Source organism: Isoptericola sp. NPDC019693 (genome assembly GCF_044389085.1).
Taxonomy (GTDB): domain Bacteria; phylum Actinomycetota; class Actinomycetes; order Actinomycetales; family Cellulomonadaceae; genus Isoptericola.
Genome location: NZ_JBIRXP010000001.1, coordinates 882,863 through 900,478, shown reverse-complemented (window position 1 = coordinate 900,478; position 17,616 = coordinate 882,863). Strand labels below are relative to the sequence as shown.

Here is a 17,616-nt window from a genome sequence, read left to right as displayed (position 1 = left end):
TCGGGCACCATGAGCACCGAACGCCGCGGCGGGAGCCGCCGCACCAGCCGTCCCCAGGGTCCCGCCGCCCAGCGCTCGCAGCGCGCGCGGCAGGCGCCGTCCCGTCGCCCCGCACCCCGCTCCGCCGCGCCGGACCGGGACGTGCACGTCGCCGACGGGGTCCGGCTGCAGAAGGTGCTCGCCCAGGCGGGCCTGGGCTCGCGGCGCAAGTGCGAGGAGCTCATCGCCGAGGGCCACGTCGAGGTGGACGGCGTGCTGGTGACGGAGCTCGGCGTCCGCGTCGACCCGGCGACCGCCGTCGTGCACGTGGACGGCATGCGCGTGCAGCTCGACACCTCGAAGATCACCCTCGCCCTGAACAAGCCCCTGGGCGTGGTCTCGACGATGAGCGACCCGGAGGGCCGCCCCACGCTCGCCGACCTGGTCAAGGACCGGCCGGAGCGGCTGTTCCACGTCGGCCGCCTCGACGCCGACAGCGAGGGCCTGCTGCTGCTCACCAACGACGGCGAGCTGGCGAACCGCCTCGCCCACCCGCGCTACGAGATCCGCAAGACGTACCTGGTCACCGTGTCGGGCGGCGAGTTCTACCCGCGTCACGCCAAGCAGCTCACGGACGGCGTCGAGCTCGAGGACGGCCTCGCGCGTGCCGACAAGGTCCGCGTGGTGGACTCCGTGCCCGGCGAGATCATGCTCGAGGTGGTGCTGCACGAGGGCCGCAACCGGATCGTGCGGCGCATGCTCGACGCCGTCGGTTTCCCGGTCACGCGGCTGGTGCGCACCCGCATCGGCCCCATCGCCCTGGGCGACCTGCGGGCCGGGCGCTCGCGGGTGCTCGGGCGCACCGAGCTCGGCACCCTCATGCGGGACGTCGACCTGTGAGCCCGGCGCTCCCGTTCGCCGCGGCCCCCGCCCGGGCTTAGGGCCCGGGAGCCCAGCAGGAGCCAGCAGTCCAGCAGTAGCCAGCAGTCCAGCAGTCCCGCGCGGCACCCCGCGCGACAACAGAAGGTGAGCACACGTGGTCGTCATCGCCGTCGACGGTCCCTCCGGGTCCGGCAAGTCCAGCGTCTCCAAGGCGGTGGCGTCCCGGCTGGGGCTCGCCTACCTCGACACGGGCGCGATGTACCGGGCCGCGACGCTGTGGTGCGTCGAGGGTGGCACCGACCTTGCCGACCAGGGCGCGGTGGCCGATGCCGTGCGTGCCATGCCGCTCGAGATGGGCGTCGACCCGGCCGCCCCGAGCGTGCACCTCGGCGGTCGCGACGTCGCGGCCGCGATCCGCACGACGGAGGTGTCCACCGCCGTCTCCCAGGTGGCGACCAACCTCGACGTGCGCGCCGAGCTCCGTCGCCGGCAGCGGGAGGCCATCGAGGCCGAGAGCGCCCCGGGCGGCTTCTCGGGCGGCCGGGGCATCGTCGCGGAGGGGCGCGACATCACGACCGTGGTCGCCCCGGACGCGGACGCCCGCGTCCTGCTCACCGCGAGCGAGGAGGCCCGCCTGCGCCGCCGGTCGCTCGAGGTGCACGGTGCGGCCGACGAGTCCGCCGTCGAGGCGACGCGCGACCAGGTGCTGCGCCGTGACCGTGACGACTCCACCGTGAGCCAGTTCCAGGTCGCGGCCGACGGCGTGGTCACGGTCGACTCGTCCGACCTCGACTTCGACCAGACGGTCGACGCCGTCCTCGCGGTCGTCGCGCAGGTCACCGCCTGACACGTCGTCGCGCCCGCCCGCGGACGCGGTGCCGGGGCCGGTGACGCGGGTCTCGTTCGTGACACGCCGCTCGGCCTGGGAGAATGGTGCGCATGACCACTCCCGCCGACGGCTCCGTGCCCGCTGCCGAGCCCACCGACGAGCCCACCGCCCCGCCCGCGCCCGGCGTCGCCGCGGCGCCCGCGGACCATGCGGACACCGAGGGCCGCGACGCCGTGGCGGAGGTCCTCGAGTCCGACGGTGATGACGAGGCGCGCGAGCGCGCGCTGCGTGCCGGGCTGGAGGACTTCGACCTCGACGAGGCCGACCGCGCCCTGCTGGACGCCGAGTGGGACGAGGAGGGCTCCGGACCGGGCGAGGCCCCGCTGCCGGTGCTCGCCGTCGTCGGGCGCCCGAACGTCGGCAAGTCGACGCTCGTCAACCGCATCCTCGGCCGCCGCGAGGCCGTCGTGGAGGACACCCCGGGCGTCACGCGCGACCGGGTGAGCTACTCGGGCGAGTGGTCGGGGCGCGAGTTCACGCTCGTGGACACGGGCGGCTGGGAGGTCGACGTCGCGGGCATCGAGTCGAAGGTCGCCGAGCAGGCGGAGGTCGCCGTCGAGCTGGCCGACGCCGTGATCTTCGTCGTCGACTCCACCGTCGGCGCGACGTCGACGGACGAGCGCGTCGTGGAGCTGCTGCGCCGCTCGGGCAAGCCCGTCGTGCTGTGCGCCAACAAGGTGGACGGCCCGTCGGGCGAGGCGGACGCCGCCTACCTGTGGTCCCTCGGCCTGGGCGAGCCGCACCCCGTCTCCGCGCTGCACGGCCGTGGCACCGGAGACCTCCTGGACGCCGCGATGAAGGTGCTGCCCGAGGTCTCCGAGCACGGTGAGCTGCGGCCCGCGGGCCCGCGCCGCGTCGCTCTCGTGGGTCGCCCCAACGTCGGCAAGTCGTCCCTGCTGAACAAGATCGCCGGCGCCGACCGCGTCGTCGTCGACGAGACCGCGGGCACCACGCGCGACCCGGTCGACGAGCTCGTCGAGATCAAGGGCGTGCCCTACTGGTTCGTCGACACCGCGGGCATCCGCCGCCGCGTGCACCAGACACGGGGCGCGGACTTCTACGCCTCGCTGCGCACGCAGGCGGCGATCGAGAAGGCCGAGGTGGCCGTCGTCCTGGTCGACGCGTCGCAGCCGATGACGGAGCAGGACACGCGGGTGATCTCGCAGGCGGTCGACGCGGGCCGTGCGCTCGTGATCGCGTACAACAAGTGGGACCTCATGGACGACGACCGTCGCCCGTACCTCGAGCGCGAGATCGAGAAGGACCTGGTGCAGGTGCAGTGGGCGCCGCGCGTCAACGTCTCCGCCCGCACCGGCTGGCACACCGACAAGCTGACCCGCGCGCTCGAGACGTCCCTCGAGTCGTGGGACACCCGCATCCCCACCGGCCGGCTGAACGCCTTCCTCGGTGAGCTCGTGGCCGCCCACCCGCACCCCCTGCGGGGCGGCAAGCAGCCGCGCATCCTGTTCGGCACGCAGGCCTCGACCCGCCCGCCGCGCTTCGTCATCTTCGCGACGGGGTTCCTCGAGGCGGGCTACCGCCGCTTCATCGAGCGACGCCTGCGCGAGACCTTCGGTTTCGAGGGGTCGCCCATCGAGATCAGCGTCCGCGTGCGGGAGAAGCGGCGTCGCTGACTCGCCGATGAGCTGCCGATGAGCTGCCGATGAGCTGCCGATGAGCACGGACCCGATGGCCCGTCGTGGTCGCCTGCTGCGCCTCGGCGCGGCGCGCGACACGTCGGCGGTGCGCCACCTGGTGACGTTCCTGGTGGTCGCGGTGGCGACGGTGCTGGTGACGAGGTTCCTGCTCGCCGCGTCCGGCTACCCGCAGGTGGGCGGAGGCGGGCTGCACGTCGCGCACGTGCTGTGGGGCGGGCTCGGCATGGCGCTCGCGGTGGTGGTGCTGCTCTCCTGGGTGGGACCGGCGCCGCGGTCGCTCGGGGCGGTGCTGGGCGGGGTCGGCTTCGGGCTGTTCGTCGACGAGATCGGCAAGTTCGTCACCTCGGACAACGACTACTTCTACGAGCCGACGGCAGCGCTCATCTACGCGGTCGTGGTGGTCCTCGTGCTCCTGGTCGAGGCCTTGCACGGCCGGCGGGCGCACCATCCCGCGGAGTACCTGGCCGTCGCGACCGACCGCGCCGTCGCCGGGGTGGCCGGCGGCTTCACGGACGCGGAGCGCGACGAGGCGCGCTCCCTGGTCGAGCGGGGCCGGGGCGAGCCGGCCGGCGACGAGGTGGCCGCCCTCGTGGAGGCCGTGCCGCGCGACGACGTGACCGTGCCCGACCCGGTGCGCTCCCTGGTCGTGCGGGTGTCGGCGTGGTTCGCCGGCGCCATGGAGCACCGGTGGGCGGCCGCGGTCGTCGTGGTGGCCGTGCTGGGCACCGGCGCGGGCTCGGTCGTCGTGGCGCTGCGGGTGCTGCTCGGGGGCGTCGCCGTCCCGGCCTGGGTGGGCGTGGGCATCCTCGGGGCCGTCGCCGTCACGGTGGCGTGCGTCGTGCGGGCCCTCGTCGTCGGGCCGGGGGACCACCGCGCCGGCGCCGTGTGGGTGCGCCGCGGGGTCCTCGTGAGCCTGCTGGTCACCCAGCTGCTCGCGTTCCGCGCCGTGCAGTGGGTGGCGGTCGCGGGGCTGGTGGTGGACCTCGTCGTGCTCGCCGCCCTCGGCGTCGCTCTCGGGCGGGACGACCAGCGCCGCGCCGCCGGGCCGCGGGCGCACTGACCGGCGCCGGACGACGCTCCCGCCCGTGAGACGTCCGCCACTCGGGCTTGCCAGGCCGACACGCGGCGTGGCACGGTCAGCGATGACGAGCGAATTGCTCGCGTGCTCTGGGGTCGGTGAAATTCCGAGCCGGCGGTGATAGTCCGCGACCCGGTCACAGCCTGTGACCGGTTGATCAGGTGAAACTCCTGGACCGACGGTCAAAGTCCGGATGGGAAGCGCACGCGACGGCTCCCCGTCCGGTCCGTCCCCCGGCCGCCTCGGCCGGCGTCGTCCGTCGTGACGACCCGTGACCGGTCGGCGCGAGCACGTCCGACCCCGCCTTCCTGCCCCGGGGTCCGCGACCGGACGACAGGGGCAGGACGGATGAGTGCCACCACGGCGGAGCGCGCCGCGATGCAGCGTGCGCTGGAGCTGGCCGCGCGGGTGCCGGCCCGCGGGCCCAACCCCCGGGTGGGCTGCGTGCTCCTCGACGCGGACGGTGCGACCGTCGCGGAGGGCTTCCACCGCGGCGCGGGCACGCCGCACGCGGAGGTCGAGGCCCTGCGCGGGGCGACCGAGGCCCGCGGCCCGGGCGGCGCCCGAGGCACCACCGCCGTCGTCACGCTCGAGCCCTGCAACCACCACGGCCGTACCGGCCCCTGCGTGGACGCGCTGCTGTCCGCCGGCGTCGCGCGCGTCGTGCACGCTCAGCACGACCCCAACCCTGCCGCCTCCGGCGGCGCCGCGCGCCTGCGTGCCGCAGGCGTCGAGGTGGTCGGGGGCGTCCTCGCCGACGAGGCCCGCGCCCTCAACGCCACCTGGACGCGCGCTCTGGAGCTCGGCCGCCCCGTCGTGACCTGGAAGGTCGCGAGCACGCTCGACGGGCGTTCCGCGGCCGCCGACGGCACGTCGCGCTGGATCACCGGGCGCGCCGCGCGGCAGGACGTGCACCGCCTGCGTGCCGGCGTGGACGCCGTCCTCGTCGGCACCGGCACGGCGCTCGCCGACGACCCCGACCTCACCGTGCGCCACGCCCCGCTGACGGGCCCGCAGCCCGACCGGGTCGTCGTCGGGCTGCGCGACCTGCCGGCGTCGTCCCGCCTCGCCCGCGCCGCCGCGGCGGGCGAGCCCGTGCTGCACCTGCGCACCCACGACCCCCACGAGGTCCTGGAGGTGCTCTGGTACCGCGAGCACCGCCACGTGCTGCTCGAGGGCGGGCCCGCCCTGGCGGCCGCGTTCTGGCGCGCCGGGCTGGTCGACGACGTCGTCGCGTACGTCGCGCCGGTGCTGCTCGGCGTGGGCGCGGCCGCGGTCGCGGACCTCGGCATCGGCACGATCGCCGACGCCGCGCGCCTCGACCTCCTCGACGTCGCCGTGCTGCCCCGGGACCCCGACGACCCCACCGACACCCCCACCGTGCGGCTCGCCCTGCGGCCGCGGAAGGAGCGCTGAGTCATGTTCACCGGAATCGTGGAGGAGCTCGGCACCGTCGTCGCCGTGCGCGAGCACGCCGACGGCGCCCGCCTCACCGTCGCGGCCACCACCGTGCTGGACGGCGTCCGGCTCGGCGACTCGATCGCCGTCGACGGGTGCTGCCTCACCGTCGCGGAGACCGGCGAGCACGACGGCCGAGCCACCTGGACCGCGGACCTCATGGCCGAGACGCTCGCTCGCACGAGCCTGGGCCTGCGGGAGCCCGGCGACCCCGTCAACCTCGAGCGGGCGCTCGCGGCGGACGGGCGCTTCGGCGGGCACGTCGTGCAGGGGCACGTCGACGGGGCAGGGACGGTGCTCGCGCGCACGCCGGGGACGCAGTGGGAGGTCGTCGAGATCGCGCTGCCCCCGGAGCTGGCGCGATACGTCGTGGCGCAGGGCTCGATCGCCGTCGACGGGGTGAGCCTCACCGTGGTCGACGCGGGGGACGACGCGTTCACCGTGAGCCTCATCCCCGAGACGCGGGCGCGCACGACCCTCGGCTCCCGCGCCGTGGGGGAGCGGGTCAACCTCGAGGTCGACGTGCTGAGCAAGTACGTGGAACGGCACCTCGCGCACGGCCTGGCGGCGGTCGGAGCCGCGTCGTGAGTGCCGTCGAGCGGGTCGAGCGCGCGATCGCGGACGTCGCGGCCGGCCGGCCCGTCGTCGTCGCGGACGACGCGGACCGGGAGAACGAGGGCGACCTCATCCTCGCCGCCGACGCCGCGACGCCGGAGCTCATGGGCTTCGTCGTGCGGCACACGAGCGGCCTCGTGTGCGTGGGGGTGGCGGGGGAGCAGCTCGACCGGCTCGGCCTGCCGCTCATGGTCGAGGCGAACCAGGACGCCTACCGCACGGCGTACACCGTGACGGTCGACGCCGCCACGGGCGTGACCACCGGCATCTCCGGAGCCGACCGGGCCCGGACCGCCCGCCTGCTCGCCGACCCGGCCGCCGCGCCCGCCGACCTCACCCGTCCGGGGCACGTGCTCCCGCTGCGGGCGCGTGCGGGGGGCGTGCTCGAGCGGCGCGGGCACACCGAGGCCGCCGTCGACCTCGCGCGCCTCGCCGGCCGCGGGGAGGCCGGCGTCCTCGCCGAGCTGGTGCACGACGACGGCACGATGATGCGACTGCCCGCGCTGCGGGACTTCGCCGCCGAGCACGGCCTCACCCTCATCAGCGTGGCCGACCTCGTCGCCTACCGGCGCGCCACCGAGTCGCTCGTCGAACGGGTCGCCGTCACGACCCTGCCCACCCGGCACGGCGAGCTCACCGCCGTCGCCTACCGGGACGTCCGCACGGGGAACGAGCACGTGGCACTGGTGGCCGGCGCGCTCGACGCCCTGGCCGACCCCGCCCGGGGGCCGGTGCTGGCGCGCGTGCACTCCGAGTGCCTCACCGGCGACGCGTTCGGCAGCCTGCGGTGCGACTGCGGGCCCCAGCTCGACGAGTCGCTGCGGCGCGTCGTGGCCGCGGGCCGTGGCGTCGTCGTCTACCTGCGCGGTCACGAGGGCCGGGGGATCGGCCTGGCCGCGAAGCTCGCCGCGTACGCGCTGCAGGACCACGGCCGGGACACCGTCGACGCGAACCTCGACCAGGGTCTGCCCGCGGACGCCCGCGACTACACCGCCGCCGCGCACGTGCTGCGCGACCTGGGCGTGCCGGGCGTGCGCCTGCTGACCAACAACCCCGCGAAGGTGGACGGCCTGGCCGCCGGGGGAGCGGTCGTCGCCGAACGCCTGCCCCTCGCGCTGCCCGCCCACCCGCGCACGCTCGGCTACCTGCGCACCAAGCGCGACCGCATGGGCCACGACCTGCCCCACCTGACCGACGTCACCCACGACACCGGAGGAACCACGATGCACGACGACCTCTCCGCCCCCCACGCCGCGACCGCCGCGACGACCGTGGGAGCGGCCCGATGAGCGGCGCCGGTGCGCCGGCCGCGGCGCCGGTCGACTGCTCCGACCTGCGCGTCGCGGTCGTCGCCGCGAGCTGGCACCAGGTCGTGATGGACGGCCTGCTCGACGGCGCGCTGCGCGCCTGCGCGGACCACGCGGTCGCCGACCCGCGCGTCGTGCGCGTCCCCGGGTCGTTCGAGCTGCCCGTCGCCGCGCAGGCGCTCGCGGCCGCCGGGTACGACGCCGTCGTCGCGCTGGGGGTCGTGATCCGCGGCGGCACCCCGCACTTCGACTACGTGTGCGCCGCCGCGACCGACGGCCTGAACCGCGTGGCCCTCGACCACACCGTGCCGGTGGGCTTCGGACTCCTGACGTGCGACGACGAGCAGCAGGCCCTCGACCGCGCCGGGTTGGAGGGCTCGCACGAGGACAAGGGCTACGAGGCCACCGCCGCCGCGCTCGCCACCGCGCGCGTGCTCACCGAGATCCGTGGCCGCCGTCCCGCCGGTGTCGGCGTGGATGCAGGAGCAGTGTCCGACCTGGGGTAGTATTTCGGTCGGCCCTGCGGGGTGGCACTGCGGTGCCACAGGTGGGGTCGACGGGCTGTGGCGCAGCTTGGTAGCGCACTTGACTGGGGGTCAAGGGGTCGCAGGTTCAAATCCTGTCAGCCCGACAATGAAACGCCAGGTCAGACGGTTGTCTGGCCTGGCGTTTCGTCGTTCCTCGGGCGCTGGACAGCCACGCGGACAGCCACGGGTCAGCCGGACAGCCCCAGGTGGGCCGAGAGCAGTTCCACGGCGTCCCGTGACGCTTCCTCTGATACGTGCCCGTAGAGGTCCACGGTCGTGGTGATCGACTCGTGCCCGGCGGTGCGGGAGACGACCGAGAGAGGGACCCCAGCCACTGCCATGGCCGTGAGAGCGGTGTGCCTCAGCGTGTGCAGCGACCCCCCGACGTCGGCCTGGCGGGCGAGCGTTTCGAACGCGCGCGAGACGTTGCGGGGGTCCAACGGTGTGCCGGCCTCAGTCGTGAACACATGGCCGGTGTCGATCCACGACGGCCCGGCGGCCAGCCGCTCGGTGGCCTGCTGGCGGCGCTGAGCCCGCAAAGCCTCAGCGGCCGACGTGGACAGCGGGATCGTGCGCCAGCCGTTGGCGGTCTTGGGAGGCTGCACGACGAGGTGCCCACCCGTGCGCACCAGGGTGCCCCGCACTCGGAGTTCGCGAGCCTCCAGGTCTACGTGCTGCCAGCCAAGCGCCAAGGCCTCGCCTCGCCGTAGACCAGTGGTGACCATGACGCGCCAGAGGGGAGCCAGACGGTGCCCCTCGGCAGCCTGGAGGACGGTGGCGACCTGGGCGGGGGAGTAGTGCGCGGCCTCGGTCCGGGCGACCTTGGGGCGAGTCACGTCGCTGGCGGGATTTGTGGCCATGAGGCCGTCACGCACGGCGCCGTCAAGGACGGCGCGTAACACCGTCAGCGATTGCCGGCGGGTCGAGGCCGACCAACGTCCGGCCTCGTCCAGCGTGACCAGCCACCCCTCGACGTCACTCGGCCGCAGGTCGGCAAGGGCGACCCCGCCCAGATGCGGCAGCACACAGGAGCGCACCAGGGTGCGGTAGGTGTCCACGGTCGTGGCGCGGCGCCCCGATGCGGGCAGGACGGTTGCCGCCCAGTGCTTGGTCCAGGCCTCCAGCGTGACCCGTGAGTCACGCATAGGTGCGCCGGATTCGACCCGACCCTGTAGGGCGCGCATCGCTTCACGGGCCTCGCGCTGGGTACGCCGGACGGCGGTGACCCGGCGGCGCTCGCCGGTGCCGGGGTCGCGCACCGACACGGCCGCCACCCACTTGCCGTCCCGGCTGCGTCGGTACACCGACCCCTCGCCGTCTGCTCTTGCCATCGTCATGCCTCCGTTGCGTCGTGCGCCGCGATTCCGATTTCGCGGGCGAGTTCTCGGCCCACGCGGCGCACCGCGTGGGCCTGGTAGGCGCGCCATGAGGGCGTGCCCGGTTCGGGTGTCTCGGCGGCCTCGCGCACCAGTTCGTCACGCACCAGTGCGACGACGGCGGCGGCGTCGCTGGAGCCGAACCGCGACACCAGGGCCTCAGCCACACGGTCACGAGAGGCGGGAAACGACTCTGTGACCATGGCCGTCAACTGGTCCAGCCGTGCGTCGGCCTCGGCAGGGTCGTGCGCTTCCTCGCCGGGCCGCTGATCGTGGCGGCCCTGGAGCAGCAGTTCACCGACCAGACTTCCGTCGGCCAAGGTCAGGTGCCCGATGGTGAACGGCGGCTCCAGTAGTGCATCCATGGTGACGCCGGGGACCAGTGCGATGAGCGCCAGCAGGCGGTGAACGTCGATGGGCTGCTGGCCCGATTCGATGCGCGCCAGGGTTGCCACCTTGGTGGGCACCCCGGCGGCGGTGAGTCGCTGAGCCCAGGTGGCCTGGGTGGCCCCGGACGACTCGCGGAGCGCCCGCAGACGGGCAGCGATACGGCGTTCCACCGGTGGGGGCGTTGCTTGTTCTTCCGTCACGTTTCGTGACGCTACGCCGTGCATCCGTAAGGGTCAAGAATCCGAAGGCGTCAACTGTGGACGTGCGGAATGCGAAAGCCTAACGTGGCGCCCGAGCACATCGAACGGGACCACACAGAAGGGCACGGACTGATGGACACCACTACGACCCTGACCGACGCACGGCTCATCGAAGCCGACACCGTGGCGGCCCTGCTGCACCGGCACCCCGTGACGGTCCGCAAGAACCTGCGTGAGGGGGTGATCCCCGGTGTGAAGATCGGCGGGCGCTGGTACGTGAGTTCCCGCGTGCTGGACCGCCTGCTGGCGGGGGAGAGCGTCGCTGCCCTCGGGCCGGACAGCGCGGCGTGAGCGCGCGCCCCAGCAGACGGGAGGTTGGCGCCATGACCCGACACAAGATGGCCTCGGGGGCGGGCACCCCCGAGGCCGAGGACCACAGCAGCGACACCAGCCGAGGCGCGAGGCTTGTCCGCGTCCAGGCTAGCGACGCCCCGACCGGTCGCACAGCCCCAGGCGGCGACCACCCCCACGCTGGCAACATGCGCCGCATCGACCTGGAGCGCACCGCGCGCGCGGTGTGCCTCGGCTGCGGCTACGTCATCGACGGCACCGCCGCCACGGGCGCCGGCGCGAGCCACGCCCGGTCCCGGCGCCACGTCGTGCGCGTGGAGTGCGCCGTGACGTTCGTCCTGGTGCCGGCCGAGCATCTGGCCGAGACGCTCGGGGGTGGGCGGCCATGACCACGACGGCCGAACGCATTTGCCCCGACTGTGGGCGGCCGGTGAACGAGTTCACGGTGCGCATCGGGACGCACAAGGATTGCGTCCCCGTCGTCGGCGGCGAGCACCACGGCGACGAGGGCCACCGCGAGGGCGACGCCGGCGCGGGCGGCCCGTTCGCTTCCACCTGGCGCATGTACATGCGCAAGGGCTGGGCGCCGCTGCCCTTGCCGGCCGGTGAGAAGTCCCCACCACCGCCCGGCCTGACCGGCGCGGGCGGGCGCCGGATGCTTGCCGACGAGGCCGAGCGCGCCGCCGAGGATCGGCCGGGGAGAAATGTCGGCCTGTGGCCGCACGGCGAGTGGGTGGGCATCGACGCTGATTCGTACGTCAAGGACGGCGTGGACAAGCGCGGCGTGGAGAACCTGGAGGAACTGCGGGTCCGCAGCGGGTTGCCGCCCCTGCCGGCCACGTATCGATCCTCGGCCCGCACAGGCCTCACGGGCATCAGGTTCTTCCGCGTACCGCCGGGGTGGGAGCCGGCGGGCACCGGCCCATGCGCCGACGTGGAGTGGATACGGCGCGGGCATCGCTACGCCGTGGTGTTCCCCAGCACCAACCCCGAGGCAGCCGGGGCCACCTATCAGTGGTACGACCAGAAAGGGCGCGTGTGCGCCGAGCCTCCGGCGGTGTGGGACCTGCCTGCCCTGCCAGCCGAATGGATCGACCACTTCAGCCCGACCAAGGCCCAGGCTGAGGCGCGAGCCTCCCGTGCCCAGGCACGGGAGGCCGGGGAGGCCGGCATGGTCGGCCGGGAGGCGTGGGCCGCATCGGTCGGCGGCACCGACGAACCACCGTGCCGGAAGGTCATTCGGGTAGGTGAGCGCTACGTCCGCGCGCTGGAGGAAGGCGACGAGGGCTCACGGCACGACCTGACGCTGAGGGGGCTGCACGCGCTGGCCCGTGCAGCCACTGAGGGGCACCAGGGTGCGGCGGGAGCGGTGGAGGCCGTCGTGGAGGCGTACACAGCGGCCGTGGGGCCGGCACGCGCCCATGCGGGCGAGCACACCCCCGGCGGCACCGAGGTTGACCGGATGTTCACCGCGCACGTGTTCGAGCCGCGCCCAGACGGGCTGGACGATCCGTGCGCGGACGACCTGTGGAAGGACGGCCCCGTGACCGACGAGACGGGCGAGGGCGGCGAGTACATCGACGGGGACCTGGAGCGCGGGGCCACTGCCTCGGTCCCCATGGGGCGCCAGTTCGTCGCCAGACGGCTGGCCGGGCGCTACCGGCACGCCCCCGGCCTGGGCTGGCTGCACTACCGCGCCGGCTGCTGGTACCCCATGGGGGCCGACGGTGAGGCCAGGCTGACCGACCAGGCCATGCGGTTCGGCGCACAGGTAGCCAAGAAAGCGGTGGACACCGGAGCCGACTCCGAGACCATCAAGGCGCTGCTGCGGTACCGGGAGGCTGGTCGCGCCCGCGAACTGGTCATCGTGGCCCGCACCGACGTTCGCGTGCACACCAGCGCCGGCGACCTGGACGCCCACCCCCACCTGTTGTGCGTGGCCAACGGCGTGGTGGACCTGCGCACCGGCGAACTGCTGGCCCACGACCCTGGGCTGCTGCTCACCCGCACGACTGGCGTCCGGTACGTCGCCGGTGCCGAGCACCCCCTATGGGCGCGGGCGCTGGAATGTCTCCCCCCAGCCCTCAGGGACTACCTCCAGGCCCGGCTCGGGCAGGGCATCACGGGCGAGCCGCCGGACGACGACGCGCTGGCGATCCTCCACGGCGGTGGGAGCAACGGGAAGTCCACCGTGCTGGACGGCGTGGCCGCTGCTCTCGGGGGGCACTGCACGGTCGTGTCCAAGCGCGTCCTGCTGGCCGGGGCGGGCGAGCACCCGACCGAGCTGATGGCCCTGAGGGGGGCGCGCCTGGCGTTCCTGGAGGAACTGACCGAGACCGGCGGCGGCCGGATCAACGTCGGGCGGCTCAAGGACGTGGCCGGCACCGGGCAGATGACCGCCCGGCTGATCCGTCAGGATTCGGTGACGTGGACCGTCTCGCACACCCTGATAGCGACGACCAACACCCTGCCCACCGTCGTGGAGACCGACGACGGCACGTGGCGGCGGTTGCTGGTCATCCCGTTCCGCGCGCACTACCTCAAGCCCCACGAGCCCGACGAGCCGGGCGGCCTGCGGGGTGACCCCGACGTGAGGCACGCCGTCCGGCACGCCACGGGGGCGCTCGCCGAGGCGATCCTGGCGTGGGTCGTCGCCGGCGCCGTCGATTGGTACAAGGCAGGCCGCCGCCTGCCCGACCCGCCGGCCAACGTCGTGGAGGCCGTCGGCGCCTGGCGGACGACCTCGGATGTCCTACTGGCGTTCGCGGAGGAACGCCTGGCACCCAGCCCCGAGGGGTTCGTGCCGACCACGAACGTGCTCAGGTGGGCCAACGCTTACCTGGAGTCGATGGGGCACCAGCACCTGGCGGCCCGGACGTTCGTCCCCCGGTTCCTCGCTACAGCCTGGGCACGCCGCTACCACATCACCGATGACCGCCGACGGCTAGACGGGAGGCAGGTGCGGGGGTTCGCCGGCCTCATCGGGCAGGCGGAGCCGCCGCCGGCGGTCGAAGACCTGCTCTGACGTTTTCGCAGGTCACAGCATTCTGTGCCACATGTGCCAGGTGGAATCGGTGACGCCTTAGAAATTACCTCCGCGTGAGTTACCGGTTCGACCTGGCACATGTGGCACAGCCCAGCGGGGCAGCCTCGGCGGAATCTCTCTGCACGCCCCCGAGCACGCCGGCCCGTTTCGGGCGGGGTGAAGTTTCTAGCCGAGTCTCGCGCGCACACCTTGGCGGTGCCACCGTCGATCCATGAAGGCACGGGGGCCGATCATCGCCGTGGTCGTCGTTGCGGCGGCCGTCGGCTGGTACTGGTGGGACACCGAGCAGACGAACCGCGAGATTCACGAGCACTTCACGACTGAGTTGCGCGAGGCCTGCGACGCCGTGAGTCAGGTCGGCGGGGGCAGTTACAGCATCGCCGCCAACGTGCTGGTGTTCGGTGACTTTGCCCTGGCCGTCCGAGGGTTCGAGGTGGAGCCCGACCCGAGCGTGGATCGTATGTGGGAGGCCGCCCGGCGTCTGGACGAGTTGTACGTGGAGGTCCAGGAACGCGCGGCGACGGCCGACGAGGCCGCCGAGGCAGATGCGCTCACGGACACCGTGAACGACGACCGAGGCACCGCCGTGGGGCTGTACTGCGACCCTGCAACCCTCATGCCCTAGGCGCCCGCCCGCGCCCGCTTCTCTCCGCACATCCTGGTGCTCCGCCATTCCTTCCAATCCCACGTAGTCCGATGGACACTGTGGGAATAGACCAGGACGCCGCCGCCCCGGCCCCGTGGGCGGTCACAGCCAGGGAGGCCGTATGAGCACCGCCGAACACCAGCCCGACGACGCCAGGCCTCCCGCACCACCGGCACCCCACCCCCTTAACCACGTCGGCCTCAGCGGCGAGGAAGCCGAGGCGCTGGCCGTGCGGGCCGCGACGGTCCACGTCGCTCACGCGCCCTTCCCGGACACTACGACGGCCGAGGCCAGCGCGCACCGAGCGTTCGAGGCTGTGCTGAGGCAGTGCGCCTGCCCTGAATCAGCCGTCCTGGTGCTGCGGCGCCCGAGCGGGCGCGTAGAGGCCCTGGAGCACCACCACACCGACCCCACCTGCCCCGTGGTGCTGGCAGCCGGGCACCCCGAACTGGAGACGACGCCGTGACGGCCACGAAGAAGACCACCAAGCCCAGCACCACGACGACGAGCACGAGGAACGCCCGTCCGCTGACCCCGGCCGAGGCCGCCTACCGCACGCGCGCCGACGAGCCCGACGAGGCCGTGCGCGCCCGAGCCCGTCGCGCGGCCGCCGGCGAGGCCAACCGGGCCGCCCGGTCCCATGACCCCTGGCCGCCCGTGCGCGAGCGCAACGAGGCCGGCGTGGTGCGTACCGAGGCCGTCGGCCGGCTGCTGCCCGGCCAGCAGCGCGGCCAGGTGGACGTGCGGGACGTAGACCGATGAGCACCCGCGCCGAGCAGCCCCAGCATCCCCCGCACCGGCGCACCGTGCTGGCCGAGCCGGCCACCGTCGCCACCAACGCCCCGGCCCGGCACATCGACGTCACGGGCGACCACATCGAACTACTGGCCGTGCCCTGGGGCACGTTCACCGTGGCCGACCGGCTGCCCGGCGACGACACCGCCACGGTCTACCGCGAGACCTGGGACGCCGCCAGCGTCAGGGTCCCGACCAAGCCACTGCGCCTGGCCCTGCACCACGACGTGACTCACCTTGCCGGGGTGCTGACCCGCTGGGAGTCCAGGGCTGACGGGCTGTTCGCCTACGGCCGGTTGTCCGGCTCACGGGAGGACAAGGAACGGGTGCGCGCCTACGTGGCCGACGGGCTGACCCAAGAGGTGTCCGTGGGATTCATCGGCACCGAGGACGACGAGTGGGCACCCCCACCGACCGGGACCCGTAACGGGCTGGCCAGCGTTCGGCGCGTCGGGGTGCCGCTGCGGGAGGTGTCCCTGGTGCACCGGGCGGCGCTGGACGGGGCGCGCGTGCTGCGGCTGACGAGCCAGGACTACGCCGCTGCCCAGGCCGCCGCCGAGGCCTCGGCCCGCCGCACCCAGGTACTAGCTGAAGCCGAGGAAGCCCTACGCGGCCCGGTCGGCAGCCGCCAGCGATTCGCCCACGACACCCGCGACGAGCACCGCGCGGCCCTGGCCCGGCAGGCGGCCGAGCGGCGCGCGGCCATCCTGGCCGATACCGACGCCATCGTGCCCACCGAGGAACTGAGGGCCAGGCTGACCCCGCCACCCCCACCCCCGCCGCCGGCCGAGGTGACCCCCTGGACCGGCGTGCCCGACCACGAGGTGGTGGCCCGCCAGCGCGAGGCCCTGGACATCTTCCAGATGACCGGCGGCCGAGACCTGAGCGCGTGGCACCGCTACACCGACGCCCAGGCCGAGGCGACCCGGCGCGGCCTGGAGTAGCCACCCCTTAGACCACGGCGCCCCTGGCCGGAGCACATCCATCCCATAGCGGGGGCGGCGGCCCGGCCGGGGGCGTCGTGCCACACCCCACCCCCTCGGCAGGCACCCCACCCCCCTGCTGCGATGACCACCCCCTGCCTCAGCAGCGGCGCCCCCGGTTGGACGCACCCCGTACACACGGGAACACCCCGGTCACCTACACCCGGTCAGGCAACCTGCCACTCGGCGTTGTAGCCCGGCCGCCCAGCCAACGGGGCGGCCAGCGCCTTCAACGCGAAGAACAGCCCATCAAGGCGCCCCGAGATGCGCTCAAGGGTCGGAGGGCCGTCCGGGACGGGCGCCTCTGGCACGAGTGCGTTGCCGTAGTGCGGGTGCTCGCGGAAGTCGGCCAGGTCGTCCTCGTAGGCCGTCAGCACCAGCCGCGCCGCCTCGGGGTCGGGGAGCGCGTCCAGGTTGGCGCGTACGAAATCGGGCAGGGCGTCAATGTCTCTAGGTTCCATCGCTCCATGCTGGCGCGTCGCGTGCGCCGCGTCGCCGGTGCCACCGGGTGGTTTTTTGAGCGAGGGGGGCCGGGCAGCCCCGAGCCAGTGGTTTTCTGTCCGCAAGTAATCAAATGGTCAAGGACTTGGGCCGATGCCTGACGAGGCAAGCCAGGGCGGGCCGATGGCCACGGATCGGGGCCGGCGCGGGGTGAATGTCCGGTCTACCTCGGGCCGGAAGGGCACGGCCCTCCTAGCATCCGACGATGGACCGCTACCCCAGCCCGTTCGACCCGACCTCCCATTCCTTCCCGCGCCGGGTCGCAGAGTGGCTCGCCGCCGGCGGAGTCAGCGGACTGCTCGCCCTACTCATCGCGAGGGACGGGGCACCGCCCGCCGCCTGGGTGCTGGCGGGCGCCGTGACGGTCGCGGGGTTCGTGTTCGTCGTCCACGACGATCGGCGGCTCAGGCGGCTGGACGAGCGAGCCTGGGATACCGACCAGTGGCACCTGCTGCGCGACAACGAGTACCGCCGACGGGAGGGGGTCTTCCTCACTCACACCGCCACCCCCGCGCAGGTGCCCGGCGGGAGCGACGACGGGCGACAGTGGTGGACGGTCAGCGTCCAATTGGTCCAGCACAAGGACGGCCCGCTCAGCGCCGGCACGGTCAAGGAGGTCGAATACTCGTTCGGCCGCCAGTTCACGGAAGGTCCGGTGAAGACACAGAGCCCTCGGGATGGCTTCCGCTACGAAACGAGCGCGCACGGCCCCCTGTTGGTGCTGGCGCGGGTGGTGTTCAAGAACCGGCTGAAGCGCCCGTTGATCGTGGAGCGGTACGTGGACCTGCCCTTGGCCGATTTCCGCTAGTCGTTGTGGTCATTGGACAGCCACGTGGACAGCCACGCGGCCCCGTGCGCGCGCTTTCGCGGGATTTCGCGATCCTTCCTCGGGTGTTCGTTAGTGCAGGTCAGGCCCAATATTGCGTTGCGTTCGG

Annotated in this window: 19 protein-coding genes, 1 tRNA gene and 1 riboswitch; of the genes, 17 read left to right on the top strand and 3 right to left on the bottom strand. The window is 73.6% G+C overall.

The annotated features are described in order from the left end of the window. Positions 1-9 precede the first annotated feature (9 nt). The 9 genes from ACH436_RS04295 to ACH436_RS04255 all read left to right on the top strand — a co-directional run bounded on the left by ACH436_RS04295 (position 10) and on the right by ACH436_RS04255 (position 8,497). Entirely contained in the window at positions 10-879 is an 870-nt protein-coding gene (locus ACH436_RS04295; RefSeq protein ID WP_430558922.1) for a pseudouridine synthase, read from the top strand. A 136-nt stretch (positions 880-1,015) separates the two neighbouring features. Further along, the gene (gene cmk / locus ACH436_RS04290) at positions 1,016-1,708 is read left to right on the top strand and encodes a (d)CMP kinase (RefSeq protein WP_430558921.1); all 693 of its coding nucleotides are present in this window, start codon (positions 1,016-1,018) and stop codon (positions 1,706-1,708) included. A gap of 92 nt (positions 1,709-1,800) precedes the next feature. Further along, on the top strand, positions 1,801-3,384 hold the full coding sequence (der, locus tag ACH436_RS04285) for a ribosome biogenesis GTPase Der (RefSeq protein WP_430558920.1): 1,584 nt from the start codon (positions 1,801-1,803) through the stop codon (positions 3,382-3,384). A gap of 40 nt (positions 3,385-3,424) precedes the next feature. After that, a complete protein-coding gene (locus ACH436_RS04280) occupies positions 3,425-4,468 on the top strand; it encodes a hypothetical protein (protein WP_430558919.1) in 1,044 nt (347 codons plus the stop codon). A gap of 98 nt (positions 4,469-4,566) precedes the next feature. Further along, a riboswitch (FMN riboswitch) is annotated at positions 4,567-4,696 on the top strand. A 138-nt stretch (positions 4,697-4,834) separates the two neighbouring features. After that, positions 4,835-5,902, top strand: coding sequence for a bifunctional diaminohydroxyphosphoribosylaminopyrimidine deaminase/5-amino-6-(5-phosphoribosylamino)uracil reductase RibD (gene ribD / locus ACH436_RS04275; protein ID WP_430558918.1), 1,068 nt, complete (start codon positions 4,835-4,837; stop codon positions 5,900-5,902). Positions 5,903-5,905: 3 nt separating this feature from the next. Next, positions 5,906-6,532, top strand: coding sequence for a riboflavin synthase (locus ACH436_RS04270; RefSeq protein WP_430558917.1), 627 nt, complete (start codon positions 5,906-5,908; stop codon positions 6,530-6,532). Further along, positions 6,529-7,848, top strand: coding sequence for a bifunctional 3,4-dihydroxy-2-butanone-4-phosphate synthase/GTP cyclohydrolase II (locus ACH436_RS04265; RefSeq protein ID WP_430558916.1), 1,320 nt, complete (start codon positions 6,529-6,531; stop codon positions 7,846-7,848). The genes ACH436_RS04270 and ACH436_RS04265 overlap by 4 nt, the downstream gene beginning before the upstream one ends. Then, complete coding sequence (ribH, locus tag ACH436_RS04260) at positions 7,845-8,372, top strand: 6,7-dimethyl-8-ribityllumazine synthase (protein WP_430558915.1); 528 nt, start codon at positions 7,845-7,847, stop codon at positions 8,370-8,372. Before ACH436_RS04265 ends, ribH begins: the two co-directional genes overlap by 4 nt. Before the next feature lie 51 nt (positions 8,373-8,423). Next, positions 8,424-8,497 (top strand) — tRNA-Pro (locus ACH436_RS04255). Positions 8,498-8,581: 84 nt separating this feature from the next. Here the strand turns inward: ACH436_RS04255 and ACH436_RS04250 are convergent. Then, positions 8,582-9,724, bottom strand: a complete 1,143-nt coding sequence (locus tag ACH436_RS04250; protein ID WP_430558914.1) for a tyrosine-type recombinase/integrase — start codon at positions 9,722-9,724, stop codon at positions 8,582-8,584. Positions 9,725-9,726: 2 nt separating this feature from the next. Continuing rightward, the gene (locus tag ACH436_RS04245) at positions 9,727-10,359 is read right to left on the bottom strand and encodes a helix-turn-helix domain-containing protein (protein WP_430558913.1); all 633 of its coding nucleotides are present in this window, start codon (positions 10,357-10,359) and stop codon (positions 9,727-9,729) included. Between the two features lie 132 nt (positions 10,360-10,491). On the opposite strand from ACH436_RS04245, the gene ACH436_RS04240 reads away from it, so the two are divergent. From ACH436_RS04240 to ACH436_RS04210, 7 genes are all read left to right on the top strand, one after another. Beyond that, positions 10,492-10,710 carry a helix-turn-helix domain-containing protein gene (locus tag ACH436_RS04240; protein ID WP_430558912.1) on the top strand — a complete coding sequence of 73 codons (219 nt, stop codon included), beginning with the start codon at positions 10,492-10,494 and terminating at the stop codon, positions 10,708-10,710. Positions 10,711-10,898: 188 nt separating this feature from the next. Beyond that, positions 10,899-11,099 (top strand): hypothetical protein, encoded by a 201-nt coding sequence (locus ACH436_RS04235; protein ID WP_430558911.1) that lies wholly within the window; start codon positions 10,899-10,901, stop codon positions 11,097-11,099. After that, positions 11,096-13,735 (top strand): phage/plasmid primase, P4 family, encoded by a 2,640-nt coding sequence (locus ACH436_RS04230; RefSeq protein ID WP_430558910.1) that lies wholly within the window; start codon positions 11,096-11,098, stop codon positions 13,733-13,735. Before ACH436_RS04235 ends, ACH436_RS04230 begins: the two co-directional genes overlap by 4 nt. Positions 13,736-13,967: 232 nt before the next feature. Then, the gene (locus ACH436_RS04225) at positions 13,968-14,381 is read left to right on the top strand and encodes a hypothetical protein (protein ID WP_430558909.1); all 414 of its coding nucleotides are present in this window, start codon (positions 13,968-13,970) and stop codon (positions 14,379-14,381) included. Positions 14,382-14,523: 142 nt separating this feature from the next. Next, entirely contained in the window at positions 14,524-14,868 is a 345-nt protein-coding gene (locus ACH436_RS04220; protein WP_430558908.1) for a hypothetical protein, read from the top strand. Further along, a complete protein-coding gene (locus tag ACH436_RS04215) occupies positions 14,865-15,164 on the top strand; it encodes a hypothetical protein (protein ID WP_430558907.1) in 300 nt (99 codons plus the stop codon). The genes ACH436_RS04220 and ACH436_RS04215 overlap by 4 nt, the downstream gene beginning before the upstream one ends. Before the next feature lie 44 nt (positions 15,165-15,208). Beyond that, a complete protein-coding gene (locus tag ACH436_RS04210; protein ID WP_430558906.1) occupies positions 15,209-16,141 on the top strand; it encodes a hypothetical protein in 933 nt (310 codons plus the stop codon). Positions 16,142-16,347: 206 nt separating this feature from the next. Here the strand turns inward: ACH436_RS04210 and ACH436_RS04205 are convergent, their stop codons facing one another. Then, entirely contained in the window at positions 16,348-16,746 is a 399-nt protein-coding gene (locus ACH436_RS04205) for a DUF6221 family protein (protein ID WP_430558905.1), read from the bottom strand. 140 nt (positions 16,747-16,886) lie between these two features. Here ACH436_RS04205 and ACH436_RS04200 point away from each other — a divergent pair, with 140 nt between their 5' ends. Continuing rightward, entirely contained in the window at positions 16,887-17,489 is a 603-nt protein-coding gene (locus ACH436_RS04200) for a pYEATS domain-containing protein (RefSeq protein ID WP_430558904.1), read from the top strand. Positions 17,490-17,616 lie beyond the last annotated feature (127 nt).